At 67.8% G+C, this 13,226-nt stretch carries 13 protein-coding genes; 6 read left to right on the top strand and 7 right to left on the bottom strand.

Features of this window, described 5'->3' with window-relative positions; translation table 11 throughout:
• Window positions 1-121: 121 nt before the first annotated feature.
• The 4 genes from ACFRAU_RS25785 to ACFRAU_RS25770 all read right to left on the bottom strand — a co-directional run bounded on the left by ACFRAU_RS25785 (window position 122) and on the right by ACFRAU_RS25770 (window position 4,690).
• On the bottom strand, window positions 122-670 hold the full coding sequence (locus ACFRAU_RS25785; RefSeq protein WP_378001983.1) for a winged helix-turn-helix transcriptional regulator: 549 nt from the start codon (window positions 668-670) through the stop codon (window positions 122-124).
• Window positions 671-794: 124 nt separating this feature from the next.
• Window positions 795-2,132 (bottom strand): glycosyltransferase 87 family protein, encoded by a 1,338-nt coding sequence (locus tag ACFRAU_RS25780; RefSeq protein WP_378001982.1) that lies wholly within the window; start codon window positions 2,130-2,132, stop codon window positions 795-797.
• Complete coding sequence (locus ACFRAU_RS25775) at window positions 2,129-3,292, bottom strand: cystathionine gamma-synthase (RefSeq protein WP_378001981.1); 1,164 nt, start codon at window positions 3,290-3,292, stop codon at window positions 2,129-2,131. Before ACFRAU_RS25775 ends, ACFRAU_RS25780 begins: the two co-directional genes overlap by 4 nt.
• Before the next feature lie 12 nt (window positions 3,293-3,304).
• A complete protein-coding gene (locus ACFRAU_RS25770; protein ID WP_378001980.1) occupies window positions 3,305-4,690 on the bottom strand; it encodes a cystathionine beta-synthase in 1,386 nt (461 codons plus the stop codon).
• Between the two features lie 119 nt (window positions 4,691-4,809).
• Here ACFRAU_RS25770 and ACFRAU_RS25765 point away from each other — a divergent pair, with 119 nt between their 5' ends.
• Together ACFRAU_RS25765 and ACFRAU_RS25760 are read left to right on the top strand one after the other, a co-directional pair.
• Entirely contained in the window at window positions 4,810-5,943 is a 1,134-nt protein-coding gene (locus tag ACFRAU_RS25765; protein WP_378001984.1) for an SLC13 family permease, read from the top strand.
• A gap of 97 nt (window positions 5,944-6,040) precedes the next feature.
• Window positions 6,041-6,472 carry a VOC family protein gene (locus tag ACFRAU_RS25760; RefSeq protein ID WP_378001979.1) on the top strand — a complete coding sequence of 144 codons (432 nt, stop codon included), beginning with the start codon at window positions 6,041-6,043 and terminating at the stop codon, window positions 6,470-6,472.
• Window positions 6,473-6,480: 8 nt separating this feature from the next.
• Here ACFRAU_RS25760 and ACFRAU_RS25755 read toward each other — a convergent pair whose 3' ends face one another.
• On the bottom strand, window positions 6,481-6,888 hold the full coding sequence (locus ACFRAU_RS25755) for a VOC family protein (protein ID WP_377997295.1): 408 nt from the start codon (window positions 6,886-6,888) through the stop codon (window positions 6,481-6,483).
• Window positions 6,889-7,038: 150 nt separating this feature from the next.
• Here ACFRAU_RS25755 and ACFRAU_RS25750 point away from each other — a divergent pair, with 150 nt between their 5' ends.
• Window positions 7,039-8,040 (top strand): DNA-3-methyladenine glycosylase family protein, encoded by a 1,002-nt coding sequence (locus ACFRAU_RS25750; RefSeq protein WP_378001978.1) that lies wholly within the window; start codon window positions 7,039-7,041, stop codon window positions 8,038-8,040.
• Window positions 8,041-8,149: 109 nt separating this feature from the next.
• Here ACFRAU_RS25750 and ACFRAU_RS25745 read toward each other — a convergent pair whose 3' ends face one another.
• Window positions 8,150-9,823: an AMP-binding protein gene (locus ACFRAU_RS25745; RefSeq protein WP_378001977.1), complete on the bottom strand. Its 1,674-nt coding sequence runs from the start codon at window positions 9,821-9,823 to the stop codon at window positions 8,150-8,152.
• A 103-nt stretch (window positions 9,824-9,926) separates the two neighbouring features.
• Between ACFRAU_RS25745 and ACFRAU_RS25740 the strand changes: the two genes are divergently transcribed.
• Window positions 9,927-10,205, top strand: coding sequence for a putative quinol monooxygenase (locus ACFRAU_RS25740; protein WP_378001976.1), 279 nt, complete (start codon window positions 9,927-9,929; stop codon window positions 10,203-10,205).
• 83 nt (window positions 10,206-10,288) lie between these two features.
• Here ACFRAU_RS25740 and ACFRAU_RS25735 read toward each other — a convergent pair whose 3' ends face one another.
• Window positions 10,289-10,723 (bottom strand): thioredoxin family protein, encoded by a 435-nt coding sequence (locus tag ACFRAU_RS25735; RefSeq protein WP_378001975.1) that lies wholly within the window; start codon window positions 10,721-10,723, stop codon window positions 10,289-10,291.
• Window positions 10,724-11,108: 385 nt separating this feature from the next.
• On the opposite strand from ACFRAU_RS25735, the gene ACFRAU_RS25730 reads away from it, so the two are divergent.
• Both ACFRAU_RS25730 and ACFRAU_RS25725 read left to right on the top strand, forming a co-directional pair.
• Entirely contained in the window at window positions 11,109-12,164 is a 1,056-nt protein-coding gene (locus tag ACFRAU_RS25730) for a LysM peptidoglycan-binding domain-containing protein (RefSeq protein WP_378001974.1), read from the top strand.
• A 99-nt stretch (window positions 12,165-12,263) separates the two neighbouring features.
• Window positions 12,264-12,998, top strand: coding sequence for a potassium channel family protein (locus tag ACFRAU_RS25725; RefSeq protein WP_377998116.1), 735 nt, complete (start codon window positions 12,264-12,266; stop codon window positions 12,996-12,998).
• The last annotated feature ends 228 nt before the right edge of the window (window positions 12,999-13,226 follow it).

The raw sequence follows: 13,226 nt of genomic DNA, 5'->3' as shown, positions 1-13,226 counted from the left end.
CAGCCCCACCCAGCCACGCCGGAATCAACCTACCCGAAACAACCAAACAACCAGCCCAGTGACTCCACACAGCTTGACAACCTGCGTATCTGGACGAAAACTCCGGGGTCCTCGGGGGTAGTCATGCGGCTGTTCCTTCTTCTCCGCCGCTTTGTACGCGGTTGGTCGTTTTGTCGGGGTGCCGGGGTGCCGTGGCCAGCGGGAGCGGTGCGCTGCTGCGCGTCAGGCTGTGCCAGCTGGTGTTCTCGGCCGTAAGCCGTTCCCCGCATTCCGTGCAGGTGTCCGCGGACGCCGTCCGCTGGCCGCACGTTGCGTGGACGATGTACATGTGGGCCTGCTCGGACGGCGCCTGCAGATGCTTTTCGGACCAGAGGACGACGGCGTTGAGGACCGGCAGGGCGTCCTCACCTTTGCCGGTGAGGACATACTCGTGGCGGGTGCGGCCGCCGTCGTCGTAGGGCTGTTTTACCAGCAGGCCGGACTCCACAAGGGAGGCAAGCCGCCGGGTGAGGACGGAGTCAGCCACCTGGAGGCGCGTCTTCATCGCGTCGAAGCGGCCATTGCCGAAGAAGACCTCGCGGAGGACCAGCATGCCCCAGGGGTCGCCGAAAATATCCAGGCCGCGGGCCATGCTGCAGTTGCGCTGGGACCAGTCAGAACGGAGAGCCATGCTGCGACCATATCTAACTTTCTTGAAGAAAGCTAGCCGTCGCGCCTGGGCGAATCGAGATGGCAGTTCACGGCAGTGTTCCGCGGAAACACTGCCGTGAAGTGCCACCTCGACGAGGAGCTGGCTAGGGGCGCGGACGGATCCCTGTCCGCGAGGGCCGGTAGGCGGCGGCCCAGTACACCAGCAGCGCCACGCCACACACCACGCCCAGGCTCGAGGCCATGAGCGGCCACTGCGTCCGCGGGTTCACGCCCCACACCTCAGCGCCGGCCGCCATCGCGAGGTCCTTGGGTGCGAGGTAGAAGGCCACGGCCGAGGCAGCCACCACCAGCCATCCGCCCAGCCGCATCAGGCCGGTCCGGGAGGGAACGCGGTGCATGGCGAAGGCCATGGACGGCAGCGCCACCGCGATCCACACCCAGTGATGGGACCACGAGACTGGGCTGACCAGGAGCATGAGCACAGCGGTCGCGGACACCGCCACGAAGTTTTCCTCCACGGCCACCGCCCACCTGATCACCAGCGCCGTGAGTACGGCCAGGGCCAGTGCAAGCACCAGCCACAGCAGGCTGGTGAAGCCCGAGTCCGGCAGTCCGGAGTGCAGCAGCAGCCCCTTCAGCGACAGGTTGTCCACGTACCCCGGATCGCCGATGCGCCCGGTGTTGGGCAGGATCCTGGTCCAGAACGTCACGGACGCCTGGGGCAGGGCGGCCCAGGCCACGGCGACGGAGCCGAGGAAACCGGCGGCCATCCAGCCCAGGGCCCTGAAATCGCGGCGCACCAGAAAATACAGCCCGAACGCCAGCGGCGTCAGCTTGATGCCGGCAGCGACGCCGATCAGCAGGCCCGCAGGCCACCGGATCTCACCCGCCCGGGCTTTTCCGTGCAGCGCGAAGTCGGCCAGGATCAGGCCCATCAGGATGATGTTGATCTGCCCGAACACGAAGGTGTCCCGCCACGGCCCCAGCAGCACGATGGCCCCGGTCCCGGCCAGCGCCACGGTCCGGAAACGCCAGTCCGCAAAGGCAGCGCGCCAGCGGGTCATCCCGAAGTAGTGCCGGGCGAGCCAGGCGGAGACCACCGCGGCCCCGCCCAGCGCGGCCCAGATAAAGAGCTGGGCGCTTTGGCCCAGGCTCAGAGTGGCCAGGCCGGCGAACAGCAGCGCGGCAAACGGCGGATAGGTGAACGGCAGGCCGTCCCGGGGCGCGTACAGCTCGCTGATGCCGGCCTCGCCGGTCTGCAGCACCTTGGTGCCGCCGTAGTAGTAGACCTCGAAGTCGTTCATGACCGGGGCATACTCGGCATACAGCCACATCAGGGCGAGGACGACGGCGGCAGCACCGCCCGCCGTCGCGAGCCAGCCGAGGACGGCCCGGCGCGCCGTGCCCGGGCTGCCGCCCTCCGGGCGGTCGGTTTCCGGCCGGGAACCGGCGCCTTCCTGCGTCTGCGGGGAGGCCGTCACTGGATGTGCGTGAAGGCTTGCTCAAGGTCGGCGATGAGGTCCTCGACGTCCTCGATGCCGCAGGAGAGCCGGATCAGGTTTACGGGGACGGCAAGCTCGGTGCCCTTGACGGAGGCGTGCGTCATCTCGGACGGGTAGTTCATGAGGGACTCGATGCCGCCCAGCGACTCGGCCAGGGTGAAGACGGACGTATTTTCCGCGACCTTCCGTGCAGCAGCCTCGCCGCCCTTGAACTGCACCGAGATCATGCCGCCGAACTTCTTCATCTGCTTCTTGGCCAGCTCGTGGCCGGGGTGCGAGGGCAGGCCCGGGTAGAGTACGGCCTCCACCTCGGGGCGCTCCAGCAGCCATTCCGCGACGGCCTGGGCGTTGTCGCTGTGCCGGTCCATGCGCACGCCCAGGGTCTTCAGCCCGCGCGTGGTGAGGAAGGCGTCCATGGGACCGGAGACGGCGCCCACGGCGAACTGCACGAAGCCGATCTTCTCGGCCAGGCCGGCGTCCTTGACCACCACGGCGCCGCCCACCACGTCGGAGTGGCCGCCGATGTACTTGGTGGTGGAGTGGACCACGGCGTCGGCACCCAGGCCGAGCGGGGTCTGCAGGTAGGGCGACGCGAAGGTGTTGTCGACGATCAGGAGGGCCCCGGCGTCGTGCGCCACCTTGGCGAGCGCCTCGATGTCGGTGATCTTCATCATCGGGTTGGACGGTGTTTCCACCCAGACGAAGCGGGTCTTGTTGGCTGACACAGCGGCCTGGACGGCGGCGAGGTCGGACATGTCCACGGGCGTGTTGCCGATCCCCCAGTCGCCCAGCACGCGGCTGATCAGCCGGTAGGTGCCGCCGTAGGCGTCATTGCCGAGCACGATGTGGTCGCCCGGCCGCAGCAGGGCGCGGATGAGTGAATCCTCTGCCGCGAGTCCCGAGCTGAAGGAGTAGGCGTGGGTGCCGCCCTCGAGCGCCGCGAGCTGTTCCTGCAGGGCGTCGCGGGTGGGGTTGCCGCCGCGGCCGTATTCGTAGCCGTCCCGCAGCCCGCCGATGCCGTCCTGGGCATAGGTCGAGCTGAAGTGCAGCGGCGGAACCACGGCGCCGGTGCGCGGCTCGAAGGCCTGGCCGGCGTGCACGGCGCGGGTGTTGAATCCTTGGTTCTCAGAGACAGACATGGGGCTCCTTGATCAGTTGCTGAGGTAGGCGAGGAGGTCGTGGCGGGTCAGGATGCCGATGGGCGCGCCGACGAACGTCACCATCACGGTGTCGACGTCGGAGAGCAGTTCGCGGGCGGCGGAGATGGTTTCGAGGGAGCCGATCACCGGCAGCCTCTCCCCCATGTGCTCGGCGATCTTGTCCGTCAGCCTGGCCTCGCCGCGGAACAGCTTGGCGGTCAGGCTCCGTTCATCCACGGCGCCCAGCACTTCGCCCATCACCACGGGCGGCTCCGCCGACAGCACGGGGATGTGGCTGACGCCGTACTCGTTCATGATGTTGATGACGTCGCGGACGGTCTCGTTGGGGTGGATGTGCACCAGGTCCGGCAGTTCGCCCGTCTTGGACTTGATGACCTCGCCCACGGAGGCCTCCTCGCCGCCGGAGAGGAAGCCGTAGGAACGCATCCACTGGTCGTTGAAGATCTTGGCGAGGTAGCCGCGGCCGGAATCGGGCAGGATCACCACCACCACCGCGTCCGCGGGGAGGTCCTGGGCGGTGCGCAGGGCGGCCACCACGGCCATGCCGGAGGAGCCGCCCACCAGCAGGCCCTCCTCGCGGGCAAGCCGCCGGGTCATGGCGAAGGAGTCGGCGTCGCTCACGGCGAGGACCTGGTCCGGGACCGACTTGTCGTAGTTGGCGGGCCACATGTCCTCGCCCACGCCTTCCACGAAGTACGGGCGCCCGGTGCCGCCCGAGTAGACAGAGCCTTCGGGGTCGGCCCCGATGATCCTGACCCGGCCGCCGTCGGACTCCGGACGGTCCGCCGACACCTCCTTGAGGTAGCGGCCGGTGCCGGTGATGGTGCCGCCGGTGCCGGCGCCGATGACGCAGTGCGTCACCTTGCCGTCGGTGTCCCGCCAGATTTCGGGGCCGGTGGACTCGTAGTGGCTCAGCGGCGCCGCGGGGTTGGAGAACTGGTCCGGCTTGTACGCGCCGGGGATCTCGCTGACCAGGCGGTCGGACACGCCGTAGTAGCTCTGCGGGCTGTCAGGTTCGACGGCGGTGGGCGTCACCACCACTTCGGCGCCGTAGGCCTCGAGCACGGCGCGCTTGTCCTCGCCCACCTTGTCCGGGACCACGAAGATGCATTTGTAGCCTTTTTGCTGCGCCACGAGGGCAAGGCCCACGCCGGTGTTTCCGGAGGTGGGTTCGATGATGGTGCCGCCGGGCTTGAGCTTGCCGTCACGTTCGGCTTCCTCGACCATCTTCGCCGCGATGCGGTCCTTGATGGATCCGCCGGGGTTCACGTATTCCAGCTTCACGAGGACGGTGGCTTTGATGCCTTCCGTGACGTGGTTCAGCTTGATGAGGGGGGTGTTGCCGATGAGGTCCAGGACTGACTGGGCGTACTTCATGGGTACCAACTTACCGCCTTGGGCCAGCTGGTTGTCCCAGCGGCTTTCGGTGCGAAGATTGGGCAGTGGCGCGCCCCCGAATACCGAAGAATGTGCGGAGCTACCTGCTGCCGGGCTTCATGCTGCTGGCCGGGGCCGCCTGCCTCGGCGGTGGCCTGCTGCCATGGCCCGCGTTCGGGGAGTTGGCGGGGCGCACAGTGCCGGTCCTCGCCTTCGTGGTGGCGATGACCGTTGTCACGGAACTCGTTGATGATGCGGGGCTGTTCCGCGCGGTGACGGACCGAATTTCGGCGCTGGGCCGGGGCCGGGTCTTCCTGCTGTGGCTCTTTGTGCTTGCGTTGTCCTCCGTCGCCACGGCTTTTCTGTCGCTCGATACCACGGCGGTGCTGGTGACCCCCGTGGTGGTGCTGCTCGCCGTCCATGCCAGGATCCCGCCCCTGCCCTTCGCCCTGAGTACCGTGTGGCTGGCCAACACCGCGTCGCTGTTCCTGCCGGTCTCCAACCTGACGAACCTGCTGGCGCAGTCGAACATGGCCCTGAGCCCGCTGGGATTCGCCAGGCTGATGTGGGCGCCTGCCGCCGTCGGCGTCCTGGTGCCTGCGCTGCTGCTCTGGCTCGCGTTCCACCGGGACCTGACTGGCCGCTACGGGCCGCAGCCGGTTCACCCTGCCGGCGACCGGACGCTGCTGCGGGCCTCGGCCGGCACGCTGCTCGTGCTGCTTCCGGCGCTGGTTTCGGGGATTGCTGTGGCGGTTCCTGCCACTGCAGCCGCGGGGTTCCTGGTGGCCATGTTCCTGTGGCGGCGGCCGTCAGCCCTGCGCTGGTCGATGCTGCCCTGGCGACCGCTGATGCTGACCGCGGGGCTGTTCATGGTGGTTGAGACCCTGCACTCGCATGGCCTCACCGAGGCTCTGGCACCCGCGGCCGGAACCGGCGAGACGTTCCCTGACCTGCTGCGACTCGCGGCGCTGGGCGCCGGTTCCGCCAATGTCGCCAACAACCTCCCGGCCTACCTGGCCCTGGAACCGGTGGCCGGATCGCCGCTACGGCTGGGCGCACTTTTGATCGGAGTGAACCTGGGACCGCTCATTTCTCCCTGGGCGTCGCTCGCCACGCTGCTCTGGCACGAGCGGCTGCAGAGCCTCAACCTGCGGGTGCGTTGGGGCGGCTTCGCGGTGGCCGGCTTGGTCGCCGTCGTCCTTGCCCTTCCCCTGGCAGTCCTGGCGCTCTGGCTGGGCAACGGAATGCCTTGACGGCCTATTTGCCGTTCCCGAAGCACTAGCCAAGGCGTGCCCGGGCAGGGCAAGCTCAGTGTCATTGAGTCTCAATGCTGTTGAAAGGAACCGTGCCTTGGACTGGACCCTCGAAGTGGTTGTGCTGCCCGTGAGCGACATCGGCCGGGCCGTGGAGTTCTATCGGGACAAGGTCGGTTTCAACCTTGACCACGACACGCAGAACGAGCACATGCATGTGGTCCGGCTGACGCCTCCCGGTTCGGGGTGTTCGATCGTCATCGGAGACCTGCCCTCGCAGAACGAGATGGCGCCGGGCTCCATGCGCGGCCTGCAGCTGGTGGTGGCGGATGCCCGGGCCGCGCGCGACGAACTGCTCAGCCGCGGCGTGGAAGCCAGCGAAATCACCGTCTTCGACGAGCGCGACGGCGGAACGTTCTTCGGATTCAGCGATCCTGACGGCAACACGTGGGCCGTGCAGGAGCTAAGGATCCGCGCCCAGAAACCGCTGATCCCGGTGGAAGCCCGCGGCCGCTTCGGCGAGGAGTAGGCCGGCCTTTATCCCTCCGTGCCTCCGGCTTCCCCGGCCGGCAGGTTCTCCCAGAGCCCCAGGATGTTGCCCTCGGTGTCCTTGAAGTAGGCGTAGTGGCCCATGCCCGGAATGGTCTCCTTGGCCTTCACCACGGAACCGCCCAGCTGCTCGACAGTTTTCAGCGTCGCGTCGATGTCCTCAACGTCCACCGTGATGACGGGCGTGGTCAGTTCCCCGGCCCTGGCCATCATGCCGCCGTTGATCGCACCCGGCTCGGTGGGCCTGCCGGTCTTTTCATCCATCGGCGTGGTGATCACTACGTTGTAGTCCATCTCCGGCATGGGATCGATCCGCCAGCCGAGGGCCTGATTGTAGAAGTTTCTCGCGCGGTCCTGGTCGTCCGCGGGGATTTCGAAATGCACCACTCCACCCATTGCGATCACCTACAACTCGAAGGAAGGACACGGCCCGCCCGCGCCACACACGGATTGTAGTCCTGCCGGGCGCGAAGGATAAGGGCCTGGCAAAACCCTCCCGGCGGGTAGGGCGGCAAGTTTGTCGGTGCGGCGTGGGACGATGTTGATATGACCATTGCTGACGCCCCCGCCCGGCTGGCAACCGCGGCGGATGCGTCCCTCAGGTGGCATCCGGGCGGACCGTATGACGTGCACCGCACCCTGGGCATCCTGATGCGCGGCAACGGTGACCCCTCCTTCGCCTCGCGGCCGGACGGGCTGTGGATGGCGTTCACGACGCCGGATGGCCCGGTGACGCTGCGGCTCACCGTGGACGGCGCGGCAGGATTGGGGCGGGACAGCAGCAGCGGCCCCTACGTCGATGCCCTGGCCTGGGGCCCCGGCTCAGGCGCTGCCCTCGCGGGCCTTCCCCGGCTCCTGGGCGCAGACGACGACTGGTCCGCTTTCGACGAGCCTTCCTTCGCATCGTCACTGCCCCACATGGTCCGTGAGGCCCGGCGACGGAACCCGGACGTCCGGCTCCCGTCCACCGGGCGGATGGTTGATTCCCTCGTGCCCACCATTTTGGAGCAGAAGGTCACCGTCATCGAGGCGCGGCGGGGTTTCCGCTACCTGATGTACCGGCACGGAACGCCCGCCCCCGGCACCGGCACCGTTGCGCCTGTCGGGTTGCTGGTCCGGCCCACCGCCGAGGCGTGGCTCCGCATTCCGTCCTGGGAATGGCACAAGGCGGGAGTCGGCCCGCAGCGGTCGGCGACTGTCATGCGCGCCCTGCGATCCGCCGTCGCGCTTGAACGGCTGGCTTCCCTCCCCGCGGCGGAGGCAGCCGCCAAGATGCAGAGCATCCCGGGGATCGGGGTGTGGACGGCCGCCGAAGTGGTGCAGCGGACGCACGGCTGCCCCGACTCCATCGCGGTGGGTGATTACCACCTGGCGGCATATGTTGGCGCGGCGCTGACCGGACGGCGGACGGACGACGCCGGCATGCTGGCCCTGCTGGAACCGTGGACGGGGCACCGCCAGCGGGTGGTCCGCATGCTCGGCCTAAGCGGCTTCCGGAAACCGACGTTCGGCCCGCGGATGACCATCCAGGACCACCGCGCCCACTGACCCCCAGACCAAGCGCGAACGTACACTTAAGCCCCGCGCGCCTGGGCCCCAACTGTTCGTTCGCGCCCACCCCGCGGGCCGCAACTGTACGTTCGCGCTAGGGCCAGCGTCAGAGACCCAGCCGGGCGACGGCTTCCTCGCGCATCTCCACCTTGCGGATCTTCCCGGACACCGTCATGGGGAAGCTGTCGCGGACGTCGACGTAGCGGGGCACCTTGTAGTGCGCCAGCTTTCCGCGGCAGAACTCGGCAACCGCCGCCGCATCCACCGGTTCGGCCCCGGGCTTGAGGATGATGCAGGCCATCAGTTCCTCGCCGTATCTGGCGTCCGGCACCCCGATCACCTGCACGTCCTGGATGGACGGATGTGTGTAGAGGAACTCCTCGATCTCACGCGGGTAGATGTTTTCGCCGCCACGGATCACCATGTCCTTCATCCGGCCCTCGATCACCACGTACCCGTCGCCGTCCATGCGGGCCAGGTCGCCGGTGTGCATCCAGCCGTCGGCATCGATGGCCTCGGCCGTCTTGTCGGGCTGGTTCCAGTACCCCTGCATGACGGCGTAGCCGCGGGTGCACAGTTCGCCGATCTCGCCGCGCTCCACCACTTCCCCGAGAGGGTCCACGATCTTGCTTTCCAGCCGCGGCATGGTGCGCCCAACGGTTTCCGTCCGCTGCTGCAGCGTGTCCCCGTCGCGGGTCATGGTGGACACCGGCGACGTCTCGGTCATGCCGTAGCAGATGGCCACGTCCTGCATGTTCATCTCGGAAATCACCCGGTTCATCACCTCGATCGGGCACAGCGAGCCGGCCATCACCCCGGTGCGGAGCGTGGCGAGGTCGTACGAGGCGAAATCGGGCAGCGCGAGTTCGGCGATGAACATGGTGGGCACCCCGTACAGGGAGGTCCCGCCGAAATCCTGCACCGCCTCCAGCGCGGCGGCCGGCGTGAACCCGCGCCCCGGGATGATCGTCGCTGCGCCGTGGCTCAGCGCGTTCAGGTTGCCGATCACCATTCCGAAGCAGTGGTAGAACGGCACCGGAATCACCACCCGGTCGTGTTCGGTGTAGCCCAGCAGCTCGCCGATGGAGTACCCGTTGTTGAGGATGTTGTGGTGCGTCAGCGTGGCACCCTTGGGGAAACCCGTCGTCCCGGAGGTGTACTGCAGGTTGATCGGATCGTGCGGATCAAGGGCCGCCATACGGTCCTTGAGTTCGGAATGCCCGACGGCGTCAGCCCGCCTGAGCAGCTCAGCGTACGTCAGCTCCTGCTCGCCCAGGGGGACGCCGGCGTCGAGCCCTTCCAATTCGAAGTCCGGCAGGAACACGAGCTCACGCAGATCGGGGCACCCGGCGAGCACCTGGCGTGCCATGCCCACGTAGTCGCTGTTCCGGTCCGACGGCGCCGCAACCAGCGTCCGCATGCCGTTCTGGTTCACCACGAACTCCAGCTCATGGCTCCGGTAGGACGGATTCACGTTGACCAGGACCGCCCCGATCTTCGCCGTGGCGTACTGCAGGATGGTCCATTCCGCGCAGTTCGGGCTCCAGATCCCGATCCGTTCCCCTTTGGTGACACCCAGGGCGAGGAGCGCGCGGGCCAGGCGGTCGACGTCGTCGTTCAGTTTGGTGTAGCTCCAGCGGCGGGCGTCGGCCCCGGGCACGGGGGCGGCCTCGATCAGCGCGTCATGCAGCGGGAACCGCGCCACCACGCGCTCAAAGTTCTGGCCGATGGTTTCCTCGAGCAGGGGGACGTCTGCGTCCCCGGCGGTGTAAGCGCGCATGATGGCACGCTATCAACTGGTCCGGTGCTAGAGAAGCAGCACGGCCGGACCGTGTGGCGTAACCGGTCCGGGCATGCCGTTACGGGCCGGTATTGTGAAATCCATGAGTGCACCCATCGACCTGCAGGCCACGTTCATCCCCAACGACGGCGAGTTCTTCCGCGTGAAGCTCGCCCTCGAAATCGCCATTGACGAGGTAGTCAATGAGCCCGGCTGCCTCCGGTACGAGCTCACCGAGGCGACTGAGGAGAAGCTGGTCCTGACCGAGCGGTGGGAGTCGGAAGAGGCTCTTGACGCGCATTCGAAGGGCATTGCGCTCCAGGACCTGAACGAGTCCCTCAGCGCGCTGCTCGCCGAGCCCACCCGGGTGGAGCGCCTCTAGCTGCTCCGCCGCACCAAAGAACGTGGGCCCCCGCCCGCAGGATTCCCTGCAGGCCGGGGCCCACGTTGCCTTAAATTGAGCGCTTAGAAGTCGGGGATCTGCGAGCCGTCCTGGGGCCCTGCGGCCGTGCTGCTGTTGCCCGCAGCAGCGGAAGCCTCGGCCTGGGAGCGGGCCACATGGGCGTGGACTTCCTCCATGTCGAGCGCCTTAACGGCGTCAATGACCTGCTCGAGCTGCGGGGCGGCCAGCGCGCCCGGCTGCGAGAAGACCAGCACCTTCTCACGGAACGCCATCAGCGTGGGGATCGAGGAGATGCCCGCCTCCGCCGCCAGCTGCTGCTCGGCTTCGGTGTCCACTTTCGCGAAAACGACGTCCGGGTGCTTTTCCGAAACCGCGGAGTACGTGGGGGCGAACTGGCGGCACGGGCCGCACCATTCAGCCCAGAAGTCCACCAGGACAATGTCGTTGCCCTCGATGGTCGATGCGAACTGTTCACCTGTGATGTCAACGGTAGCCATTATTCAACCGTACGCGAGCCATGCCCGTAAGTCCCGCGGCCCGGCGCCTTGTTCGCTCCCCGCGTCACCGGGAATATTCCGCGCCCGCCGCGTGTGCCACGCAGGCCCAGACGCCGCGGGCCTTCCTCGCACAGAGCACCTGCGGGAAACCAAGTGCCCACTACCGGAAAAACAGGTATTCCCTACTCGTGCAGCGGCTGCGCAGTGCTTCCTACACTCGAAGAAGGCTGGGGCCGGCACGTTCGCGGGCGTGCATCACTCATGAATAGCGGTCATGCGCCCCATATGCCGTGCTTCCGCCCTTGGGCCCGAGCGCCTCCTGTGTCTGCGCGTCACCGTACGCCGCGCATCCGGACACCGCCTGCGCACGAAACAAAGGTCCGCCATGAACCATCAGGAGACGCCAGATCCCCAGAACACCCCTGGCCACGGGAACGATCCGCAGCCATTAGCACCGCCGAGCTTCAGCAGGCCAACCCCGACCGCCCGGCATCGCCCGCTGGCCGGGAGGCCCGCCGCCCGGCTGCTGCTCATTTCCGCTGCCGTGTCCGCTGCTTTGTTGGCGGCCGCGGCGGGCGTCGGCGCGCTCGTAGCGTCCGACGGCGGGAGCCCGGCTGCCGCTGTCAGCCAACCTGCCGCCGTCGAACAGCCAGCCCCTGAGAGTTGGCCGGCAGCAGAGACAGCGGCCGCGGCGCCGGCCACCAGTACGCCGGCCAAGGCGCTGGCGGCGGCACCCGACGCCAGCGCACACACAAAAGCACCCGCGAAGACAGCTGCCAAGCCAGCAACGAAGACGCCGGTCAAGGCGGCAGCAGCCAAAGCCCGGGCGAAAGCGCCGGCCGCGAAAACAGCAACCGTCCGAAGGGTTGCGCCGGCCCCCGCGCCTCGGCCCGCCACCTACAGGGTGGTTGCCGGCGACACCGTGAGTTCCATTGCGGGACGCTACAACGTCAGCACCAGCGGCGTGCTTGCCGCCAACGGCCTTGGGCCCGGCTCGGTCATTGTTCCGGGCCAGGTGCTCAGGCTCAGCGGACCCGCCGTCGCCGCTCCGGCGCAGGTGCAGGCTCCCGCTGCGGCACAGGCACCCGCACAGGTTCCTGCACCGACTCCGGCTGTGCGGACCATCTACGTGGCCGGCGCCGGCGGCCAGGCGATGGTGGACAGCTGCATCGGCCCCATCCACTTCACGCCCACCGACGGGTACTCGCTCTTCATCACCGAGCACGACTTCTGCGGTGGCTGGGCCCGGTTCTCCGGAATCAGCGTCGGTGAACGCGTCGACATCCCGGGCTACGGCTCCTACCGGGTCTCGGCCCGGAGCCAGGTGCCGAACCCCGGCACCACCAACGACGTCGCTGCGGTGTTCGGCGGGTTCCCCCGGGCGGTCCTGCAAACCTGTATTCCGGGTACCACCCAGATGCTGGTCATCGCGCTGAACTGAAGGGGCACCAAAACGGGGTACATAGTCCGGCCGGGACCACCACGGAAATCCCGGCCGGGCAGGACCCAGCCGCGCGCCTCCGCCCGTAAGATCGTGGCCATGACGCAGCAACGCTATCGGGACCTTGCCGAATGGCCGCTGATGGGGACGGCCATCGTGTTCCTGGCGGCATACGCGTGGCAGGTGATCGGCAGGATGGAAGGCCGGGGAGCCGAGTGGCTCGAGGCCACCCTGTGGATCACCTGGGGCATTTTCGCGCTGGACTATGCGGCCAACCTGTGGCTGGCCGAAGACCGCAGCCGCTGGTTTCTCCGCAATCTGCACGAACTGCTGATCGTCGCCCTGCCGTTCTTCCGCCCGCTGCGGCTGCTCCGCCTGGTGACCCTCCTGTCGGTGCTTCACCGGACGGTGGGCGAAACTCTGCGTGGCAGGGTTGTCACCTACGTGGCCGCTTCCGCTGCCCTGCTGGTGTTCGTTGGTGCCCTGGCCGTGCTCGACGTCGAACAGTCGGCTCCCGATGCCAAGATCCTCACCTTCGGCGACGCCCTGTGGTGGGCCGTCGCCACCATCACCACCGTGGGCTACGGCGACATGTACCCGGTCACTGCGCTGGGCCGTGTTGTGGCGGCGGCGCTGATGATGAGCGGCATCGCCGTTCTGGGCGTGGTGACGGCCTCCATTGCCTCGTGGCTGGTCCAACGGGTCGAGGAAACAACGGTGGCCGCGGCTGAATCGGCAGAGCTGCCGGTGCTGACGGAGGTAGGTGAACTGGCCGCCGAGGTTGCCGCCCTCCGGCGCGAGATCGCCGAGCTGCGGCGCGACCCTGCGCCGTAGTCGCCTCTGGCTTGGCTGCCCGGTTTCCCGCCAGGCCTGGCCTCCCACTAGGCCCGGCCTTCGACGGAAATCGAGGAAAGCAAAAGACCTCCGGAACCACTAGGTTCCGGAGGTCTTTTCAAATGTGGCAGATGAGGTGTGTGATCTCAGGACATAGGCGACACATGTCCCGGGACATGCACGACAGCTGATACACGACACGTGTCCCGCGACATCGGCGACACCCCG

This window comes from Arthrobacter sp. NPDC056691 (assembly GCF_042791415.1).
Lineage (GTDB): Bacteria > Actinomycetota > Actinomycetes > Actinomycetales > Micrococcaceae > Arthrobacter.
Note: the sequence above shows the minus strand (reverse complement) of the source record. Positions and strands in the feature narration are given on the sequence as shown.

Coding starts and splice junctions, on each gene's coding strand:
- ACFRAU_RS25735 (WP_378001975.1), bottom strand. CDS start 10,723: ATGGCTACCGTTGACATCACAGGTGAACAGTTCGCATCGACCATCGAG.
- ACFRAU_RS25725 (WP_377998116.1), top strand. CDS start 12,264: ATGACGCAGCAACGCTATCGGGACCTTGCCGAATGGCCGCTGATGGGG.
- ACFRAU_RS25730 (WP_378001974.1), top strand. CDS start 11,109: ATGAACCATCAGGAGACGCCAGATCCCCAGAACACCCCTGGCCACGGG.
- ACFRAU_RS25785 (WP_378001983.1), bottom strand. CDS start 670: ATGGCTCTCCGTTCTGACTGGTCCCAGCGCAACTGCAGCATGGCCCGC.
- ACFRAU_RS25755 (WP_377997295.1), bottom strand. CDS start 6,888: ATGGGTGGAGTGGTGCATTTCGAAATCCCCGCGGACGACCAGGACCGC.
- ACFRAU_RS25775 (WP_378001981.1), bottom strand. CDS start 3,292: ATGTCTGTCTCTGAGAACCAAGGATTCAACACCCGCGCCGTGCACGCC.
- ACFRAU_RS25750 (WP_378001978.1), top strand. CDS start 7,039: ATGACCATTGCTGACGCCCCCGCCCGGCTGGCAACCGCGGCGGATGCG.
- ACFRAU_RS25745 (WP_378001977.1), bottom strand. CDS start 9,823: ATGCGCGCTTACACCGCCGGGGACGCAGACGTCCCCCTGCTCGAGGAA.
- ACFRAU_RS25770 (WP_378001980.1), bottom strand. CDS start 4,690: ATGAAGTACGCCCAGTCAGTCCTGGACCTCATCGGCAACACCCCCCTC.
- ACFRAU_RS25765 (WP_378001984.1), top strand. CDS start 4,810: ATGCTGCTGGCCGGGGCCGCCTGCCTCGGCGGTGGCCTGCTGCCATGG.
- ACFRAU_RS25740 (WP_378001976.1), top strand. CDS start 9,927: ATGAGTGCACCCATCGACCTGCAGGCCACGTTCATCCCCAACGACGGC.